This is a genomic window from Halomonas sp. TD01 (assembly GCF_923868895.1).
Taxonomy (GTDB): Bacteria; Pseudomonadota; Gammaproteobacteria; order Pseudomonadales; family Halomonadaceae; genus Vreelandella.
Genome location: NZ_OV350343.1, coordinates 2,070,524 through 2,088,513, shown reverse-complemented (window position 1 = coordinate 2,088,513; position 17,990 = coordinate 2,070,524). Strand labels below are relative to the sequence as shown.

At 51.8% G+C, this 17,990-nt stretch carries 16 protein-coding genes and 1 pseudogene; 14 read left to right on the top strand and 3 right to left on the bottom strand.

Translation table 11 applies throughout. From position 1 onward, the window contains the following. From ccoN to fnr, 11 genes are all read left to right on the top strand, one after another. Positions 1-1,428 (top strand): cytochrome-c oxidase, cbb3-type subunit I, encoded by a 1,428-nt coding sequence (gene ccoN, locus L1X57_RS09420; protein WP_009721305.1) that lies wholly within the window; start codon positions 1-3, stop codon positions 1,426-1,428. 19 nt (positions 1,429-1,447) lie between these two features. Further along, positions 1,448-2,056: a cytochrome-c oxidase, cbb3-type subunit II gene (ccoO, locus tag L1X57_RS09415; protein ID WP_009721304.1), complete on the top strand. Its 609-nt coding sequence runs from the start codon at positions 1,448-1,450 to the stop codon at positions 2,054-2,056. Between the two features lie 3 nt (positions 2,057-2,059). Beyond that, positions 2,060-2,278: a CcoQ/FixQ family Cbb3-type cytochrome c oxidase assembly chaperone gene (locus L1X57_RS09410; protein ID WP_009721303.1), complete on the top strand. Its 219-nt coding sequence runs from the start codon at positions 2,060-2,062 to the stop codon at positions 2,276-2,278. Next, positions 2,275-3,204: a cytochrome-c oxidase, cbb3-type subunit III gene (gene ccoP, locus L1X57_RS09405; protein ID WP_009721302.1), complete on the top strand. Its 930-nt coding sequence runs from the start codon at positions 2,275-2,277 to the stop codon at positions 3,202-3,204. The genes L1X57_RS09410 and ccoP overlap by 4 nt, the downstream gene beginning before the upstream one ends. 213 nt (positions 3,205-3,417) lie before the next feature. Continuing rightward, complete coding sequence (gene ccoG, locus L1X57_RS09400) at positions 3,418-4,854, top strand: cytochrome c oxidase accessory protein CcoG (protein ID WP_009721301.1); 1,437 nt, start codon at positions 3,418-3,420, stop codon at positions 4,852-4,854. Between the two features lie 7 nt (positions 4,855-4,861). Continuing rightward, on the top strand, positions 4,862-5,386 hold the full coding sequence (locus L1X57_RS09395) for a FixH family protein (RefSeq protein ID WP_009721300.1): 525 nt from the start codon (positions 4,862-4,864) through the stop codon (positions 5,384-5,386). Then, positions 5,383-7,860, top strand: coding sequence for a heavy metal translocating P-type ATPase (locus tag L1X57_RS09390; protein ID WP_009721299.1), 2,478 nt, complete (start codon positions 5,383-5,385; stop codon positions 7,858-7,860). The genes L1X57_RS09395 and L1X57_RS09390 overlap by 4 nt, the downstream gene beginning before the upstream one ends. After that, on the top strand, positions 7,857-8,078 hold the full coding sequence (ccoS, locus tag L1X57_RS09385) for a cbb3-type cytochrome oxidase assembly protein CcoS (protein ID WP_009721298.1): 222 nt from the start codon (positions 7,857-7,859) through the stop codon (positions 8,076-8,078). The genes L1X57_RS09390 and ccoS overlap by 4 nt, the downstream gene beginning before the upstream one ends. Beyond that, positions 8,075-8,770, top strand: a complete 696-nt coding sequence (locus tag L1X57_RS09380; protein WP_009721297.1) for a sulfite exporter TauE/SafE family protein — start codon at positions 8,075-8,077, stop codon at positions 8,768-8,770. The genes ccoS and L1X57_RS09380 overlap by 4 nt, the downstream gene beginning before the upstream one ends. Before the next feature lie 128 nt (positions 8,771-8,898). Then, the gene (gene hemN / locus L1X57_RS09375; RefSeq protein WP_009721296.1) at positions 8,899-10,326 is read left to right on the top strand and encodes an oxygen-independent coproporphyrinogen III oxidase; all 1,428 of its coding nucleotides are present in this window, start codon (positions 8,899-8,901) and stop codon (positions 10,324-10,326) included. 58 nt (positions 10,327-10,384) lie between these two features. Then, complete coding sequence (gene fnr / locus L1X57_RS09370) at positions 10,385-11,137, top strand: fumarate/nitrate reduction transcriptional regulator Fnr (protein ID WP_234667692.1); 753 nt, start codon at positions 10,385-10,387, stop codon at positions 11,135-11,137. On the opposite strand, the pseudogene ttcA reads toward fnr, so the two are convergent. From ttcA to L1X57_RS09355, 3 genes and pseudogenes are all read right to left on the bottom strand, one after another. Next, positions 11,124-12,049 (bottom strand): annotated as a pseudogene (gene ttcA, locus L1X57_RS09365) (tRNA 2-thiocytidine(32) synthetase TtcA). The gene fnr and the pseudogene ttcA overlap by 14 nt on opposite strands. Before the next feature lie 104 nt (positions 12,050-12,153). Further along, positions 12,154-12,804, bottom strand: coding sequence for a DNA polymerase III subunit epsilon (locus L1X57_RS09360; protein WP_009721292.1), 651 nt, complete (start codon positions 12,802-12,804; stop codon positions 12,154-12,156). 5 nt (positions 12,805-12,809) lie between these two features. Beyond that, positions 12,810-14,627: a putative nucleotidyltransferase substrate binding domain-containing protein gene (locus L1X57_RS09355; protein ID WP_009721291.1), complete on the bottom strand. Its 1,818-nt coding sequence runs from the start codon at positions 14,625-14,627 to the stop codon at positions 12,810-12,812. Positions 14,628-15,222: 595 nt separating this feature from the next. Here L1X57_RS09355 and L1X57_RS09350 point away from each other — a divergent pair. The 3 genes from L1X57_RS09350 to L1X57_RS09340 all read left to right on the top strand — a co-directional run bounded on the left by L1X57_RS09350 (position 15,223) and on the right by L1X57_RS09340 (position 17,904). Further along, entirely contained in the window at positions 15,223-15,483 is a 261-nt protein-coding gene (locus L1X57_RS09350) for a DUF4212 domain-containing protein (RefSeq protein ID WP_009721290.1), read from the top strand. A gap of 6 nt (positions 15,484-15,489) precedes the next feature. Beyond that, complete coding sequence (locus L1X57_RS09345) at positions 15,490-17,271, top strand: sodium:solute symporter family protein (RefSeq protein WP_009721289.1); 1,782 nt, start codon at positions 15,490-15,492, stop codon at positions 17,269-17,271. Positions 17,272-17,373: 102 nt separating this feature from the next. Then, positions 17,374-17,904, top strand: coding sequence for a hypothetical protein (locus tag L1X57_RS09340; RefSeq protein WP_009721288.1), 531 nt, complete (start codon positions 17,374-17,376; stop codon positions 17,902-17,904). Positions 17,905-17,990: the final 86 nt, after the last annotated feature.

Below are 17,990 nucleotides of genomic sequence, written 5' to 3'. Positions count from 1 at the left end.
ATGAGCACAGCACTGGAACACCCGACCTACAACTACAAGGTAGTTCGGCAGTTCGCGATCATGACCGTTGTGTGGGGCATTGTAGGTATGACGCTCGGCGTTATCCTTGCCTCCCAGCTAGTTTGGCCGCAACTGAACCTCGGCTTACCTTGGACAAGCTTCGGGCGTCTTCGTCCGTTACACACTAACGCCGTTATCTTCGCCTTTGGTGGCTCAGCGCTATTTGCGACGTCCTACTATGTCGTACAGCGTACCTGTCAGACTCGTCTGTTCTCTGACAAGCTCGCAGCGTTCACCTTCTGGGGATGGCAAGCGGTTATCCTCTCTGCTGTAGTGTCATTGCCGCTCGGCTATACCACTACCAAGGAGTACGCAGAGCTCGAATGGCCAATCAATATTTTGATTGCGGTCGTATGGATCAGCTACGCCATTGTCTTTTTGATGACGATAAAAAGGCGCGCAACGTCTCATATTTATGTAGCAAACTGGTTCTTTGCGGCATTTATCATAACCGTTGCCGTACTACACATCGTTAATAACGCTGCCATACCCGTGACACCAATGTACTCCACGTCGATTTATGCGGGTGCGGTAGATGCGATGGTGCAGTGGTGGTATGGCCACAACGCAGTTGGATTCTTTCTAACGGCAGGCTTCCTGGGCATGATGTATTACTTCGTGCCAAAACAGGCAGAACGCCCGATTTACTCCTATCGTCTCTCAATCGTCCACTTCTGGGCGTTGATTATGATCTACATGTGGGCAGGTCCTCACCACCTGCATTACACAGCGCTGCCTAACTGGGCACAGTCGCTGGGTATGATCATGTCTATTATTCTTCTTGCGCCATCTTGGGGCGGCATGATTAACGGCATGATGACGCTATCGGGTGCCTGGCATAAGCTGCGTACCGACCCTACCCTTCGCTTCTTGGTAGTCGCACTCTCGTTTTACGGCATGTCGACCTTCGAAGGGCCGATGATGGCAATTAAGACAGTTAACGCGCTATCCCACTACACCGACTGGACCATTGGTCACGTACACTCGGGCGCACTTGGTTGGGTAGCAATGATTACCATCGGCTCAATGTACCACCTAATCCCACGCTTATTCGGGCGCACTGAAATGCACTCCGTCAATTTGATTGCCGTGCACTTCTGGTTAGCTACTATCGGCACGGTGCTATATATCGCTGCTATGTGGGTCAACGGCATTATGCAGGGCCTAATGTGGCGCGCGATTAACGCTGACGGCACGCTGATGTATACCTTCGTGGAGTCCGTCGAAGCTAGCGGCCCAGGCTACTTTGTTCGCTTAATAGGTGGCCTATTCTGGGTCGTAGGCATGCTGATCATGGCATACAACGTTTACATGACTGTCAAACGTCGCGAAACGATTGGTAGCTATTCCGCGCCACAAGCCGCTTAAACCGGGGAAGTTGAGACCAATGAAACACGAGATTGTTGAAAAGAACGTTGGCCTGCTCGCCGTGTTGATCCTGGTTGCGATCAGCTTTGGCGGCCTGGCCGAAGTCGTGCCACTGTTCTTTCAAAAGCAAACGACCGAGCCGGTTGAGGGTCTTCAGCCCCTCACCGCACTGGAGTTGGAAGGACGTGACATTTATCGCCGTGAGGGCTGCGTAGGCTGCCACTCACAGATGGTTCGCCCGTTCCGAGCAGAAACCGAGCGCTATGGCCACTACAACGTAGCCGGCGAACAGGTTTACGAGCACAACTTCCTGTGGGGCTCTAAGCGCACCGGACCGGACCTTGCTCGCGTAGGCGGACGTTATAGCGATGACTGGCACCGCGCACATATGTATAACCCCCGTGACGTGGTACCCGAGTCGGTCATGCCTGCATATCCTTGGTTGTTTGAAAACACCCTGGATGGCGAATCAACACCGGCAAAAATGCGCGCCCTGCGTCAACTAGGTGTGCCCTATGACGATGACGATATCGCCACTGCGACAGAAGAGGTTCGCGGCACCCAGGAAATTACCGCACTGGTGGCCTACCTGCAGCAGTTAGGAACCGTGCTCGAGGGCACTCGTTAAGTTATGGATACGGGAACTTTCCGCGGTCTTATCACGCTGATTTTGATCGTCGCTTTCATTGGCATCTTTATATGGGCCTATTCAAAGCGACGCAAACCAGACTTCGACGAAGCAGCCAACCTGCCCTTCGCCGATGATGATAAGCAACCGCCCCGTGATAAGCATACTTCGCCTAAACACGAAGTGGATTCCCGCCACGACAGGGGAGATAAAAATACATGAATAATTTATGGGGTGACTCCCTATCCAGCTTCTGGAGCGCCTGGATTATTGTCATCACGCTGGGCACTATCGCACTAAGCGTTTGGATCTTATTTGCCAACCGCCGAACCGATAAAACGCCAGATGCCGATGGCAATGTCGAAACCACTGGCCACGCGGCCGACGGGATCGAAGAGTACGACAACGCACTACCTCGTTGGTGGTTCCAATTGTTTGTACTCACCGTCATTTTCGCCTTGGGTTACCTGGTGCTTTACCCAGGTTTGGGTAACTACGCAGGCGTGTTGGGCTGGTCCCAAGAAAGTCAGTGGGAAGAAGAAGTTGCTGATGCCGAAGAGCGCTTCACGCCGATTTTTGCCCAGTATCAGGAAATACCTATTCCTGAGCTGGCAAGAGACGCTGAAGCAATGCGGGTAGCAGAGCGTGTTTACTTGAACAACTGTGCGGTATGCCACGGCTCTAACGCCCAAGGGGGCTACGGCTTCCCAGACTTGACTGATGATGACTGGCTTTATGGTGGCGAGCCGGAAAACATCATGATGACATTGAATAATGGGCGTAATGGGTTAATGCCTGCTTGGCAACAGTTAGGTGAGAATAACATTGAGAACCTCACCCAGTACGTACTCTCCCTCTCCGATTTGGAGCACGATGCAGAGCGTGCAGCCAGCGGTGAAAGCACGTTCCTTGCGGCTTGTGCCGCGTGTCATACACCGAGTGGAACGGGCAACATCGCCTTGGGCGCACCCAATCTGACGAATGATATTTGGCTTTATCAAGCGCCAGGGCAAAGTGTTGCCGACTCTGTCCGCCAAACGCTGCGTAACGGTCGTAACGGCCACATGCCAGCGCAAGCGGCTTATATCGGTGAAGAGCGTGTTCACCTAGTGGCAGCCTATGTCTACAGCCTGCGCTTCAACGACTAGTTTCTCGCTAGCTGCATAGATCTATAGGCGTATAAGGGTGCGGTTTCATACCGCACCCTTTCTTCATCCATCGCTCATCCAGACACCTTCTCTATCCGTTACACTATTGTTTAGCGACACGGCATACCGCTGCGTTATCTAGCGTCGTAGGTTTTAACGCCACGATATCCATGCTGCCGCCTATTCTTGCCTTATTGAGCTGCGATCATCGCCATGGAAAAAATACCTAGCCAAGATATTACGCCGCCGCCCGTTGGGCACCATACCCCAGGTGAAAGCACCACTCAGGATATGTATGCTAAGCGCCGACATATTTATGTGCGCGAAATTAAAGGCCTCTTCCAAAAAGTAAGACGCTGCGCCAACTGGGCACTGATGCTGGGCTTTTTCCTGCTCCCTTGGCTGAACTGGGGCGATCGCCCTGCCATATGGTTTGACCTGCCAGGCCGAGAGTTCCATATTTTTGCTGCTACTTTTTATCCGCAAGAGTTTGTATTGCTTTCGTGGCTGCTTATTATTTGTGCCTTTGGGCTATTTTTTATCACCGTCTTTGCTGGGCGAGTTTGGTGTGGCTATACCTGCCCACAAAGTGTCTGGACATTTTTGTTTATCTGGGTTGAGCATCGCATAGAAGGGTCTAGAAACCATCGTATTAAGCTCGACAAGCAGTCAATGAACGCTGACAAAGCGTGGCGAAAAGGGGCTAAACATACCGTTTGGTTAGTGATCGCCCTGGCTACCGGGATTACTTTCGTAGGTTACTTCACTCCTATTCGCACGCTTGTAATGGAGTTACCGACGCTAGAAGCCCATGGCTGGTCCTATTTTTGGGTTGGCTTCTTCTTAGTATTTACCTATTTAAATGCGGGCTGGCTGCGCGAACAGGTGTGCATTTATATGTGCCCCTATGCACGCTTCCAGTCAGTCATGTTTGATCGCGACACGCTGATTGTGTCGTACGACGAAACACGCGGCGAGCCAAGAGGTCGACGCAAGAAGTCGCTTAGCCACACTCAGGCGAGAGAAGCTGGCTTTGGCGACTGCATCGACTGCGAGCTATGTGTTCAGGTTTGCCCGACAGGTATCGATATTCGTGATGGACTCCAGTATGAGTGTATTACCTGTGCCGCCTGTATTGATGCCTGCGACAGCGTCATGGACAAAATGGGCTACCCTAAAGGGCTCATTCGTTACACAACGGAAAACTCGCTGGAAGGCAAAAAAAGCCACATTTTACGCCCCCGACTACTGGGCTACTTTACCGCACTGATCATTATGGTGGTTGCGTTTGCCTGGGCGGTTAATGACCGCATACCGCTTAGTTTCGACGCTGAACGCGAGCGCACACAGCTCTACCAAATGACCCGAGAAGGGCAAATCAGCAATGTTTACAGTCTCACAGTGCGTAACCTCGATAACGAGCCACACACTTATCAAATCAGTGCGTCAGGCTTACCTAGCTTAACGCTAGATAATACATCGATTAGCGTACCAGCTGGCGAGTCACGCATTCAGGTAGTGACCGTTCTCGCAAATCCACAAGACCTGAGCCAACCCAGCCACCCCATTACTTTTGTGCTACAAGCACAACAAGATGAGCAAATCCGTCAAGAGCGTGAAGCCCGCTTCTTAGGCAATGCCAGGAGATAAATGCGTTATGTCAGACCCTACGATTACGCCTTGGTACAAACAGTTCTGGCCATGGTTTTTGTTAGGCCTGCTGTTCTCATCCATTGTGGTCAGCACAACCTTTGCGGTTTTGTCGATTAAAAGCTACGACGGTATGGTGGTGCAGGAAGATTATTACGAGCACGGTAAAGCGATTAACGTGATATTCGCGAAGCAAGAGCAAGCCCGCGCCTTGAACTTAAGCGCCGAGCTACGCATTGACCCGCTTACCAGCGATATCGTTATTGATCTTGCTGGTGATGCTCGCCCAGACAAGCTCTATCTAGATCTTATTTTCCCCACCGAAGACGACCGTGACCAGTCGTTTGTACTTGAACATGTGCGTGAAGGTCGCTACATCACCCAAGGGCCTGACAATTTGCGCTATCGCTGGTATCTACAGCTGCAGCCAGAGCAGGGTAGTGAAGCAGATTGGCGGTTAATCGGCGAAGCACGCTTCCCTGATGAAAACACTATTGCATTACTACCTGGTGGGCGCTCGGAGAACGAATGACCACGACCGCCCTCAGCTGCTACCACTGCGGCAACCCGGTGCCCGAAGGGGCACCGTGGTGTATTAACATTGACGACACCCCCCACCCGCTGTGCTGCCCCGGTTGCGAAGCTGTCGCTCATGCCATCGTCGATGGCGGGCTAGAAAGCTACTATCGCTATCGCACAGAAATGCCTGAGCGCCCTGACGAGCGTCAGGCTGTCAAAGCAGAAACCTGGTCAGTGTTTGATGACCCAGGGCTACAAGCCCAGTTTGTTCACCCAGAGGGTGACGAAGGACAAGTACGAGCCACACTAGCAATAGACGGCATCACCTGTGCAGCCTGCGCCTGGCTCATTGAACACCGTTTGAATGCACTTGATGGCGTCACTTCTAGCGCGGTCAACCTTACTCATCATCGTCTACGTGTTAGCTGGGACCCTACTGTCATCAACCTCTCACAGCTGTTCGCTGAACTAGCGGCCATTGGCTACGATGCGCAGCCCTATGAACCTGACCAAGCCCAAACGCGCTTGCAACATGAAGAACGCATGAATGTGCGCCGCCTGATTGTCGCGGCAGTCGGGATGATGCAGGTCATGATGTTCTCCATTCCCATTTATGTGTCGGGGCCTGGTGAGCTTAGCGAAGACTTTTACGCTCTGTTTCACTGGCTATCGTTTGCCCTAGCTACGCCCGTGGTGTTTTTCTCAGCACAACCTTTTTTCCGTAACGCGCTGCGTGACCTGAAAACGGGCGTTCTTGGCATGGATGTGCCGGTCTCGCTAGCCATTGGCGGCGCCTATTTGGCGAGCAGTTATGCAGTGCTGTTTAACGTTGGCGATGTTTATTTCGACTCAGTCGCCATGTTTACCTTTTTCTTGCTATTTGGCCGTTATGTAGAAGGTAGGGCCAGGCGGCGCAGCGGCCACAGTGGCAATGCGCTGAGCGGAGTTTTGCCAGTGTCTGCTATTCGCCTTGAAGCTGATGGCAGTGAACGCATTCTGCCTGCCAGTGAACTTAAAGAAGGCGACCGCGTGCTCATCAAGCCCGGTCATGGCGTTCCCGCTGATGGCATTATCGAAGACGGCGAATCCAGCCTGGACGAGTCGATGCTGACCGGTGAGTATTTGCCAGTGACTCGACGGGTAGGCGAAAGCGTGGTGGGTGGCAGCCAAAACATGGAAAACCCGCTCACCATAAAGGTAACCCATGCTGGCAATAGCGCCAGAGTGGCCGGTATTGTCGATTTAACCGATCGCGCCTTTGCAAGTCGCCCACGACTTGCCCAGATGGCGGCGCGTATGGCGCACCTGTTTGTATTACGGCTGCTGATCGTTACCGCGTGTGTCACAGTCGCATGGTGGTTTATTGATCCATCTCGCGTGCTATGGGTGCTGCTCTCGGTATTAGTAGTCACTTGCCCTTGTGCACTGGCACTGGCCACCCCCACTGCGCTGACAGCAGGACATGGTCAACTGCGCCAGCGAGGCGTACTGATTACTCGCGCTGACGCGATAGAGTCACTCTCCAACGTTACCCGCGTGATTTTTGATAAGACCGGTACGTTGACACGCGGTGAGATGCAACTGACCCAAACACACCCTATTACTCAACAGCATCTCACCAACAGCAATACGCCGCTCAGTGAAGGGCATGCACAAGCCATTGCAGCGGCGTTAGAAGCGCACTCTGAACACCCAATTGCCAGGGCTTTCCGCCCATTCCGAGATGCCACACTGCAAGCACGCAACGTTAAAAGCGTGACCGGAAGCGGCCTAGAAGGCACTTTGAACGGCGCAACGTGGCGATTAGGCAAACCCGATTTTGCTACAACAACCGCGCTGCCTCCGCCAGGAACCGGCCAATGGCTTTTACTCAGTGAAAACAGTGTGCCGCGTGCTTGGTTCAAGCTGCACGATGGCATCCGCGAGGATGCGGCCCAAACTGTTGCCGCACTTCAAGCCCGCGGACTGGAAGTAGAGCTACTTTCCGGTGACACACAAGAGGCGGTAGAGAGCTTAGCTGAGCAGCTCAACATCACCACTTGGCATGCTGGCAAATCGCCTGAGGGCAAGCTGGAGCGGTTACGTGAGCTGCAAGCCAGCGGTGAACGTGTCGTGATGATTGGTGACGGTATCAATGATGTGCCGGTGCTGGCCGGTGCTGACGTCGCCATTGCCATGAATGGCGCCACAGATCTCGCCCGCACCCGCGCCGACGCTATATTGCTCAGTCCGCGTCTAATGCGTATTTTTGAGGCAATTGATATTTCCTGCGCCACGCGTCGCATTATGCGTCAAAACATGATGTGGTCGGTTTGCTACAATTTTTCGGCACTCCCTTTAGCGGCAATGGGATTAATCCCCCCCTGGCTTGCTGCGATTGGCATGTCGCTAAGCTCCCTGGTCGTCGTAGGTAACGCGCTTCGTCTTACGCGCTGGCGTACGCCGTCCGCCCCTCAGGTTGCCCTATCAAAACCGGTGACGGCATGACGATCTTATATTTACTGATTCCACTTTCACTGATACTACTGGGCCTCGCGGTGTGGGCGTTTTTCTGGGCCGTTAAGCACGACCAGTTCGACGACCTGGAAGGCCCGGCCCATCGTATCCTATTCGACGATGATGAGAATGACCTGCCCCCTGAGCAGCGCGCAGCACGTAAAAAAACCGCCTCTTCTTCGCAAGATAATCAAGAGCCACCCGCATGAATCCTACGGGCTTTGATTTACCGCCCCTACTAGCCGCGTTTGTATTTGGCTTAATGGGCGGCGCCCACTGTATCGGTATGTGTGGCGGTATTATGAGCGCACTAACCTTTGCCGTGCCGCCTAGCATGCGACACCCTGCACGCATGGGTGGGTTGCTGATTAGCTATAACGCGGGACGTATTCTCAGCTATATGGTGGCGGGTGCGATTGTTGCTGCACTTGGCACACTTATTTCACTCTCACCGACTGCACGTATTGCGCTGCAGGCTTTCGCCGCATTAATGCTTATCTTGATGGCACTCTATATCGCTAACTGGTGGAAGGGGCTGCTAAAAATAGAAGCAGTAGGGAGGCACCTTTGGCGCTATATAGAGCCGGTAGGGAGACGTTTGATGCCTGTCGTACACCTTCCTCAAGCCTTCACCCTAGGCGCACTATGGGGCTGGCTGCCCTGCGGTCTGGTTTATTCGATGTTAGCTTGGAGCCTCGCCATTGCAGACCCACTCGATGGCGCTCTCCTAATGGGAGCTTTTGGCCTGGGTACACTCCCCGCCCTACTGGCAACGGGTCTGGCAGCACAGCAGCTCAGCCATTTAATTCGCCATCCCGCCACTCGAAGCATTGCCGCCCTGTCGATCATCAGCTTCGCCCTTTGGCAGCTATGGACGCTTATTCCCCACGCAGCGCATTAGGCAGATACTCCTATAGCTTGATATAGCTCAACGCTTTCCAAGTAACGCCGAAGTAGCATGCCAAGAGAACCCTGAGCGACTGCGCTCAGTCACTCCTTTTGTTTATTTTTCACTTCGGAGCGCTCGCCATGCCCGTCCATGCCACTGCCGCCTTCTCTCTTCCCAACACTGAAGCGCCTGGGGCCACAGCCTGGGATGAAGCGTTGCTTCGTCGCTACGACAAAAGTGGCCCGCGTTACACGTCTTACCCAACGGCTCTCGCGTTTCACGAGCAGTTTAGCGCCGATAATTTTACCCAGGCGCTAGAGCGCAGTAATGAAAGCAGCCGACCGCTATCCCTATATGTGCATGTGCCCTTTTGTCGAAAAATTTGTTTCTATTGCGCGTGTAATAAAATCGCGACGAAAAATACCGCCCTTGCGGAACCTTACCTTTCTCGGCTAGATCGAGAAATGGTGCTTACGGCCCGTCATTTAGACACCTCTCGCCCGGTGCAACAGCTACACTGGGGCGGCGGCACGCCCACGTTTCTTACCTTGGCTCAAATGGGAGATCTGATTGATCGCTTAGATGCCCGTTTCGGTTTATCTAGCTCAGCTGATCGCGATTACGCCATTGAAATAGACCCCCGCGAAGCAGACGTGTTTACCTTGCGCCACCTACAGTCACTCGGCTTTAATCGGCTAAGCCTTGGCGTACAGGATTTAAACCCGCAGGTACAAAAAGCCATCAACCGTGTACAGCCCCGGGTACTCACCGAAACGTTAATGGAAGAAGCCCACCGTCTTGGCTTTCGCTCGCTCAATCTTGATTTAATTTATGGGCTACCATTTCAAACGGAAAAAAGCTTTGCCGAAACGCTGAGTCAGGTTATCGAACTAAACCCGGCACGGCTGTCCGTATTTAATTATGCGCACATGCCCACCCGCTTTGCTCCTCAACGACGCATTAACGAAGCAGACCTCCCCAGTGCCGATGAAAAACTGGCTATTTTGCATACCACCATTGAAATGCTGACTAACGCAGGCTATGTACATATTGGTATGGATCACTTTGCGCGCCCTGACGATAGCCTAGCGCTTGCTCAGCGTAACGGCACCTTGCAGCGCAATTTCCAGGGCTACTCTAGCCATGCACAGTGCGATTTAGTTGGATTAGGCGTATCCGCCATTTCACGGGTGGACGACGTTTACGCACAAAACCCGACTCGGCTTGACCAATATGAAGCGGCCTTAGATAAAGGTAAGCTAGCAACCGTCAAAGGATTAAGGTTAAATAAGGATGACCTAATACGAAGAGACGTTATTGAAAGGCTAATGTGCGACATGCATATTGATTTAGCGGACGTTGGAAAGCGTTGGCACATCGATGCTAATGACTATTTCTCCACCGCAACTGAACAGCTGGAAATAGCTGAGCAAGACGGCTTGATCACTCGCCATCAGCAAGTTATTAGCGCCACTCCCACTGGACAGCTGCTGATTCGCCACTTGGCGATGGCCTTTGATGCTCGCCTAGGTGACCAACCTACTCAGCGCTACTCGAAGATTGTATAAGCTTCTTGAGACGTCTTGCCCCTGGGCCTATGATGGCTAACGAGAAAGGGAGAATAATATGCCACACCCCGTCAGCCAACGACGTTCACTGCTGCAAGAGGCGCGCTGCCAAACCTGTAGCTTAAGCTCGTTGTGTCTACCGCTCGCCTTAGAGCTTGAGGACATGAGTCAGTTTGATGCCATCATCCGTCGTCGCGCACCACTCAAAAAAGGCGAGCCACTGTTTCGCCAGGGTGATCGCTTTACCAGTGTGTATGCCGTTCGCTCAGGCAGCCTGAAACAGGTGACCAGCGAGGGTAACGGTAATGATCAACTGACAAATTTCTACCTTCCCAGCGAACTGGTGGGATTGGACGGAATTGATGAAGAGCACTACCCCGGCAGTGTGATTGCGTTGGAAACCACCACGGTGTGTGAAATCCCGTTTGACCGCCTGGATATGCTTTCCGAAGAGCTGCCCGAACTACGCGGTCAGCTGTATCGAAGTATGAGTAAAGAGTTGCGTGACGACCGCCGTATGATGCGTTTACTGTCGCGCAAGACAGCCGACCAGCGGCTGGCGAGCTTTTTGGTCACTCTCTCAGACCGTTTCCGTCGACGAGGGTACTCGCCGTACAGTTTCAGACTCTCCATGTCCCGCGCTGACATTGGCAATTACTTAGGCTTGGCGGTAGAAACGGTCAGCCGTATTCTTAGCCGCTTTCAACAGCAAGACGTGGTGGCTGTTTCAGGTCGCGAGGTTAATATCCTAGATATGCGACGCCTCATCACATTGGCTGAAGAGGAAGAGCTAACGGCTAGTCCACGGTAAATGCTTGAATACGCCCTTCCATCAATGCCGCTTGTTTGGCTTCAAGGCCAGCAAAGTCAAATAAATGGCGGTCTGCCAGCTGTGAAGGCGCTACATTGGTCACTGCCTTAAACATGCTTTCTAGACGTCCTGGGTGTTTTTATCCCATTCCGCCAACATATCTTTGACGACTTGTCGCTGGAGGTTCGGCTGGGAGCCACATAAATTACAGGGAATAATGGGAAATTCCATTAAACGAGAAAACTCTGCAATATCTGCCTCCTTGCAGTAGGCAAGGGGGCGAATCACAATATTTTTACCATCATCAGATAAGAGTTTAGGAGGCATTGCTTTCAAGGTGCCGCCAAAGAACATATTAAGAAACAACGTTTCTAAAATATCTTCACGATGATGCCCTAGAGCAATTTTCGTCGCCCCAATCTCCTCGGCAAAGCCATAAAGAGAACCACGTCTTAATCGTGAGCAGAGCGCGCAGGTCGTTTTGCCCTCAGGGGTTTTCTCTTTCACCACCGAGTAGGTGTCGCGCTCTAGAATGTGGTATTCAACACCCACTTTATCCAGGTACTGGGGCAACACATGCTCTGGAAAACCTGGCTGTTTTTGATCCATATTAACGGCGACCAAGGAGAAATTAACCGGCGCATTGCGCTGCAGGTTAAGCAGTATCTCCAGCATCGTATAGCTATCTTTGCCACCAGACAGGCACACCATCACCTTGTCGCCTTCGCCAATCATTTGATAATCAATGATGGCGTTGCCAACTTCTCGCCGTAAGCGCTTTTGTAGCTTATTGAATTCACGCTTCTGCTTGGCGTCGTGATGCTCGGACTGAGTCTGTAAGTGATCAACAGAAGTGCTGCCAACAGCAACAGTTTTAGACGCAGCGGGATCAAAATAATCAGGTTGTAGCATGGTGTAGGCACTGCCGATGGTAGAAGAAGCAGCAGGCATTCTAACAATACTCACCACGTCCACCCAAGATAAACCCGTGGATTCATCGTATGCGGGTCGTAACCCTACCCCTGCTGGGCGATCTCACGCTGCAAACGCAGATACAAAAGCGCACTTGCGGTTGCATCCCCCAACACCCCCATCCATTGGAGAGCGGGCATTTGCCAACGAGCAAGTGCTTCCGTTAGGCGGCCGCCCGTCTCGCACTGTGGATGTAAGCGACGCAACTGGCGATAGTGCAGTTTTCCCACATCGACCTGGGCATTAGGCAAACCAAACCCCAGCCCTGCTTTAAACAAATGATTAAGCTGTTCCACCGAACGGCCTAGCTGCCAACCAATTAGCGGCCGATTACCGATGAATTCAGCCAGCGCTCCAAGATGCTCAGCGTTAGGTGCCAGTACCGTGTCCGTCGCGTACAGCTGATGATGTCGACGCAGCGTAGAACCATTGTTGTTTTGCTCTCCTGCCAAAGTAGCCACCCAGGCTCGGCTGGTATGCACTCTCCCCGGACTTAAGACAACAGCCGCTACGCTGAGCACCGGAGATTGACCTGGGCTAACCTGACAGGCAAGCGCGACCATTTCCTCGCCCATGTAGGGCTGAAAAAGCCATGCGTAGGGGGAATCTGCCCAGCGGCGGCGGTCGCTTTCGCGCTGCATTAACGTACGTAGCGAGCCACTGAGTAATGACATATGCCGGTCTAACAAGCGCATTCCGCTCACGAATACTCCAAATGATAACGATGGGAGAGCCGCTGTTTAAAATCTTTTACGATGTGCAGCGCCTCACGCAATAAATCGCGCTCAAGGGATGAGAGTTCTTGCACCACCACGCGGTTGCTGCGCTGCTCAGTCGACGCTTCCGCTGTCTGCAGCTGTTGCTTTAAACGTAGTTCGGTAAACAGCGCCAGCGCCTCGCCCAAATCGTCAGCAAAACGGCGATCAAGACGACCATCTTCAGCCAGAGCGTCCAGCCGGTCTAAGGTAGAAGTCGCGTTAATTCGTCGTTCGAGCGCCATTGTGCGCACCCCATGGACAATGGGGAAAATACCGCCTTTTTTAATATCAATCCCATGCTGGGGCTTTTTTAAGGAACCAAATAGCGTTAACGGCGTAGAGAAGCGCAGCGCAGCGCGTGCAAAATATGACAGCAGTAACTCATCCCTAGAGCAGCGTTCAAACAGCGCCGCACGCACGCTATCTAGCAGTTGCGGATTGCCAGCAACACCATGGGCATCCAGCAAAATTGCCAACTTCATTAGGCTATCGCCATCTCTTGCACTCACCCATTTGGCAATGTTGTTTTTCCATTGCGACACCGTGCCAACCCACTCAGGATTAGACACCATGATATTACCTGGGCATGGAGGATAGCCAAGCTGAATCAGCGTTTGGGTCAGCGTATTCATATCTTCGGCAAGCGAAGGCCATTGGCTGTCATCAGCTAGAATCAGGCCATTATCCTGATCTGTTTTAAGAATTTGTTCACCGCGCCCCTCACTACCCATGACCATCAGGCAGCTTTGGGAGTGGTACTGTTCAGGAATAACAAATGACCACGCCTTATTCATAATTCGGCCATTCAACGCGGCCAGTAGATCCATGGCAAAACGTAGCTTTACCCCTTGCGCCATAAGCGCATTCACCAGCTCTGGCGTGCGTTGGCTGGCAGCCGCTAAGGCTTCTAAGCTATTAGCCTGTTCCACCTGCAAGCTAACGACATAGCTACGGCTCGAAAAATAACTAAGCACATCCGTCAGCTCTACCACCCCTTTCAGGGCCCCCTGCTCCATAACCACCACGCGCGTTACTTTATGCCGTGTCATTAGCACAAGCGCTTCAAATAGGTACTGATTCGGGGTAACGGTCACCAACGAGAAATGGGCCACATCCTCAACGGGCGATGTATGTTCATAGTTATTCAGCACGACGCCATTGAGCAAATCGGTTTTAGTGACAATGCCAAACTCGCCCTGGGTGTTGACTAGCAAGCTATCCGCATGGCTATCGTTGAGTTGACGCACCGCGCTGGCAATATCTGTTGATGCGTCCATGATAAGGGGTTCGCGCATGCATTCGCTGACCTTAGCCAACATAAAGCCGGCCATGGTCACACCGCCTTCGGCACGCTTTTCAGTCATCAAGCGCGCTTTGTGCGATAACGACTGCTTGAAGAAATTTTCGAAGTCAGGATGATGACGACACAGCTTTATAAAGAGCGCCTTAGGCATCACATAACATAAGCATTCTTGCTCGGCTTGGAATCGGTAGCGACTCTTACCATTCAGAATACTAATAGCACCAAACAGATCACCAGCCGTGTAGTGCCCAATCCGTGCACTGGATGCTGGCAAGGTAGGGTCAAGCTCAGCGACTTCGCCTTTATGAATCAAAAAAACTGATTCCCCCGCTTGCCCCATCTCGATAATAATTTCATCACGATCAAAATAGGCGATGTCCATACTACGACGTACGTGGTCACGCCCCTCATCATCAATTAATGTGAAAGGCAATTGGGAAAGATCAACGTCAATCATGAGTGACCCCACTTAATCGCGATGAAGAACAAGAATGGCTTAAGGTTTGATTGTTTTTTAACCAGCGCCTTTTATTATACCTTTTGCTATACCGCTAACGTCTTAACGACGTTTGTTTAGCGACCAAAGTAGCGACATGACTTAGCAAACTTGGCCATTTAATATACCACCTATTAAAAGTAGCAAACATTGCTTTTAAGCGACCCATAGACCATCGTCCTATCACATAGACAGAAACGTTCAAAAAACTTCAAAAACAAGTATTTATTTTCCCATACAAACATCACAATACGCCCTGAAAGCTCATTGATACCAAAGTCTGGGATTTATTTTTTGCAATTATTGCCCACTATTAACAACGGGCTATACAGGATGTTCATGTGATACTTGTTAAATACTTATCAAGACACTGAAGAAAACCTTGCCAATCCATTAACCAGCAGAGCAACTTAACTGACAAGGTGATGCGTCTAATCGCACTAAATCATCACAGACAACTAAAAGAGCGGTTTTCTATGAAGGATTGCCCTGATGGATCACACGCTATCCTGAGTTAACTTTCCAACCCTAAAAATCACAACTGGAGAGCACCACAATGGCAGATGACAAATCCAACGCTGCTGAATACTGGAAAGCCAACGTCCGATTAATCTTTGGATGCTTGGTCGTTTGGGCGTTCGTTTCTTATGGATGTGCCATCCTTTTTCGTCCGCTATTGGCGGGCATTCCCGTTGGTGGGACTGACTTGGGCTTTTGGTTCGCTCAGCAGGGCTCCATCCTCACCTTCATCGTGCTGATCTTCTTCTATGCCTGGAGAATGAACAAGCTCGATGCAAAATTCGGCCTTGGGGAGTAAGCCAGTATGAGCCAGTTTGCAATTAACCTATTGTTTGTCGGCGCGTCGTTTGCGCTCTATATCGGGATTGCGATATGGGCACGAGCCGGGTCGACCAAAGACTTCTACGTCGCCGGTGGCGGCGTTCACCCTATCACCAACGGCATGGCCACTGCCGCTGACTGGATGTCAGCCGCATCGTTTATTTCAATGGCCGGTCTGCTAGCTTCTGGCGGGTACGCGAACTCCACCTTCTTAATGGGCTGGACCGGCGGCTACGTTATCTTGGCAATGCTGCTAGCGCCTTATCTGCGTAAGTTTGGCAAGTTTACAGTGCCCGACTTTATCGGTGACCGCTTCTACAGCAACACTGCGCGCTTCGTCGCGATTGTGTGCTTGATCGTTGCCTCTGTTACTTACGTCATCGGTCAAATGACCGGTGCGGGCGTTGCTTTCTCACGCTTCTTGGAAGTTAGCAACACCTGGGGTATCTGGATCGCAGCATTGATTGTTTTCCTGTATGCCGTTTTCGGCGGCATGAAAGGCATTACCTACACTCAAGTCGCCCAGTACGTAGTGCTTATCATCGCCTACACTATTCCGGCGGTGTTCATTGCCATGCAGCTAACCGGCAACCCGATTCCTATGTTCGGCATGTTCAGTACTCATACTGAATCCGGCATTCCGCTGCTGACCAAGTTGGACGAAGTAGTCAATGCGCTTGGTTTCCGCGACTATACTGCTGACGTCGATAATAAGCTGAACATGGTGCTGTTTACCCTGTCGCTGATGGTCGGTACTGCTGGTTTACCCCACGTCATTATCCGCTTTTTCACTGTACCGAAAGTTGCTGATGCACGCTGGTCTGCTGGCTGGGCTCTCGTGTTCATTGCACTGTTGTACCTCACCGCACCAGCGGTTGGTTCCATGGCACGTCTAAACTTGGCTACCACCGTCTATCCAGATATGGCAGGGCAGGTGGAGAACTACGAAGAAGCTGCCAACAATCCGATTCTCTACGAAGATCGCCCTGAGTGGGTTCGCACTTGGGAAGAAACAGGGCTTATCGCCTTCAACGATCTCAACAATGATGGCCGCATCCAGATGTACAACGATGCTGTCGACTTTTCTGATCGTGGCTGGGAAGGTAACGAGCTAACCGTTAATAATGACATTCTCGTACTGGCGAACCCTGAAATTGCCAACTTGCCGGGCTGGGTTATCGGCCTTATTGCGGCAGGTGGTATCGCTGCAGCTCTTTCAACAGCGGCTGGCCTACTATTGGCTATCTCGTCAGCCATTAGTCATGACTTGATCAAAACAATGATCAATCCGAAAATCTCTGAAAAGGGTGAAATGCTGGCAGCACGCATCTCAATGGGCGGTGCAATTCTTCTGGCTACCTATCTCGGGCTTAATCCACCCGGGTTCGCAGCACAGACCGTTGCGCTTGCCTTTGGTATCGCCGGTGCCTCACTGTTCCCAGCGCTGATGATGGGTATTTTCTCCAAGCGCATGAACAGCAAAGGCGCGATTTGCGGCATGCTAGCGGGCTTGATCTGCACCCTGCTCTACATCTTCACCTACCTCGGCTGGTTCTTTGTACCCGGCACCAACATGCTGGCCAACACGCCAGATAATTGGATCCTGGGCATTTCACCGCTCTCCTTCGGTGCAGTAGGTGCGATGATTAACTTTGCAACTGCGTTTGCTGTCTCTAGCGCAACGGAAGAGCCTCCGCAGGAGATTCAAGACTTGGTAGAAAGCGTTCGCTATCCGAAAGGTGCTGGTGTAGCGGTCGACCACTAAGTCATAATCGGATCCCTCTTTGGCACATTGCCATTAGATTCGGAATCGATACTTAATCGGGCTTCCTTAGGGGAGCCCGATGTCATTTAGAAAGGATATTTTATGATCTGGCATCTTGTTGCCGCTGTATTTGCAGGGCTTGCCGCCGCAGGGATAGGCCTATTACTTAGAACGCTTAGCCGTAAACGGCTGCCTAAATGGATTGTGCCCGTTTTTGGTGGCTTGGGCATGCTGGGGTATCAGGTCTCAACCGAATACAGCTGGTTTGAACACAAGCGCTCTCAACTACCTGAAACTGCCATCGTCATTTCCAGCGATACGTCTAGCGCTGTGTGGCGTCCATGGACCTTTGTGTTTCCGATGACGACTAAATTCAGCATCGTTGATAGCGACAATGTACGCGCTCGTCACATTGACAATGAGTTGATTGCTGAGTTTATTCTCTACCAATTCGAACGCCGCCATACCGATATACTGACCACTCAGCCTTATGTCTTGAACTGCACACACCGTGAGATAATCCCCCTGAATACAGAGACTGGCGACGCTGAATTAAGCGAACGCCGCACGCTACAGGAAACCGCCCCTTTGTTAACAACCGTTTGCCAACTTGCCGCCGACCAGCAGACGTGATGCCCCTCCTTCGCCTAGAATAGGGCCTTTATTTAGATGATCGTTTTTAAATAGTGGTTATTAGATAGTCGCTAGGCGAAGCTTTC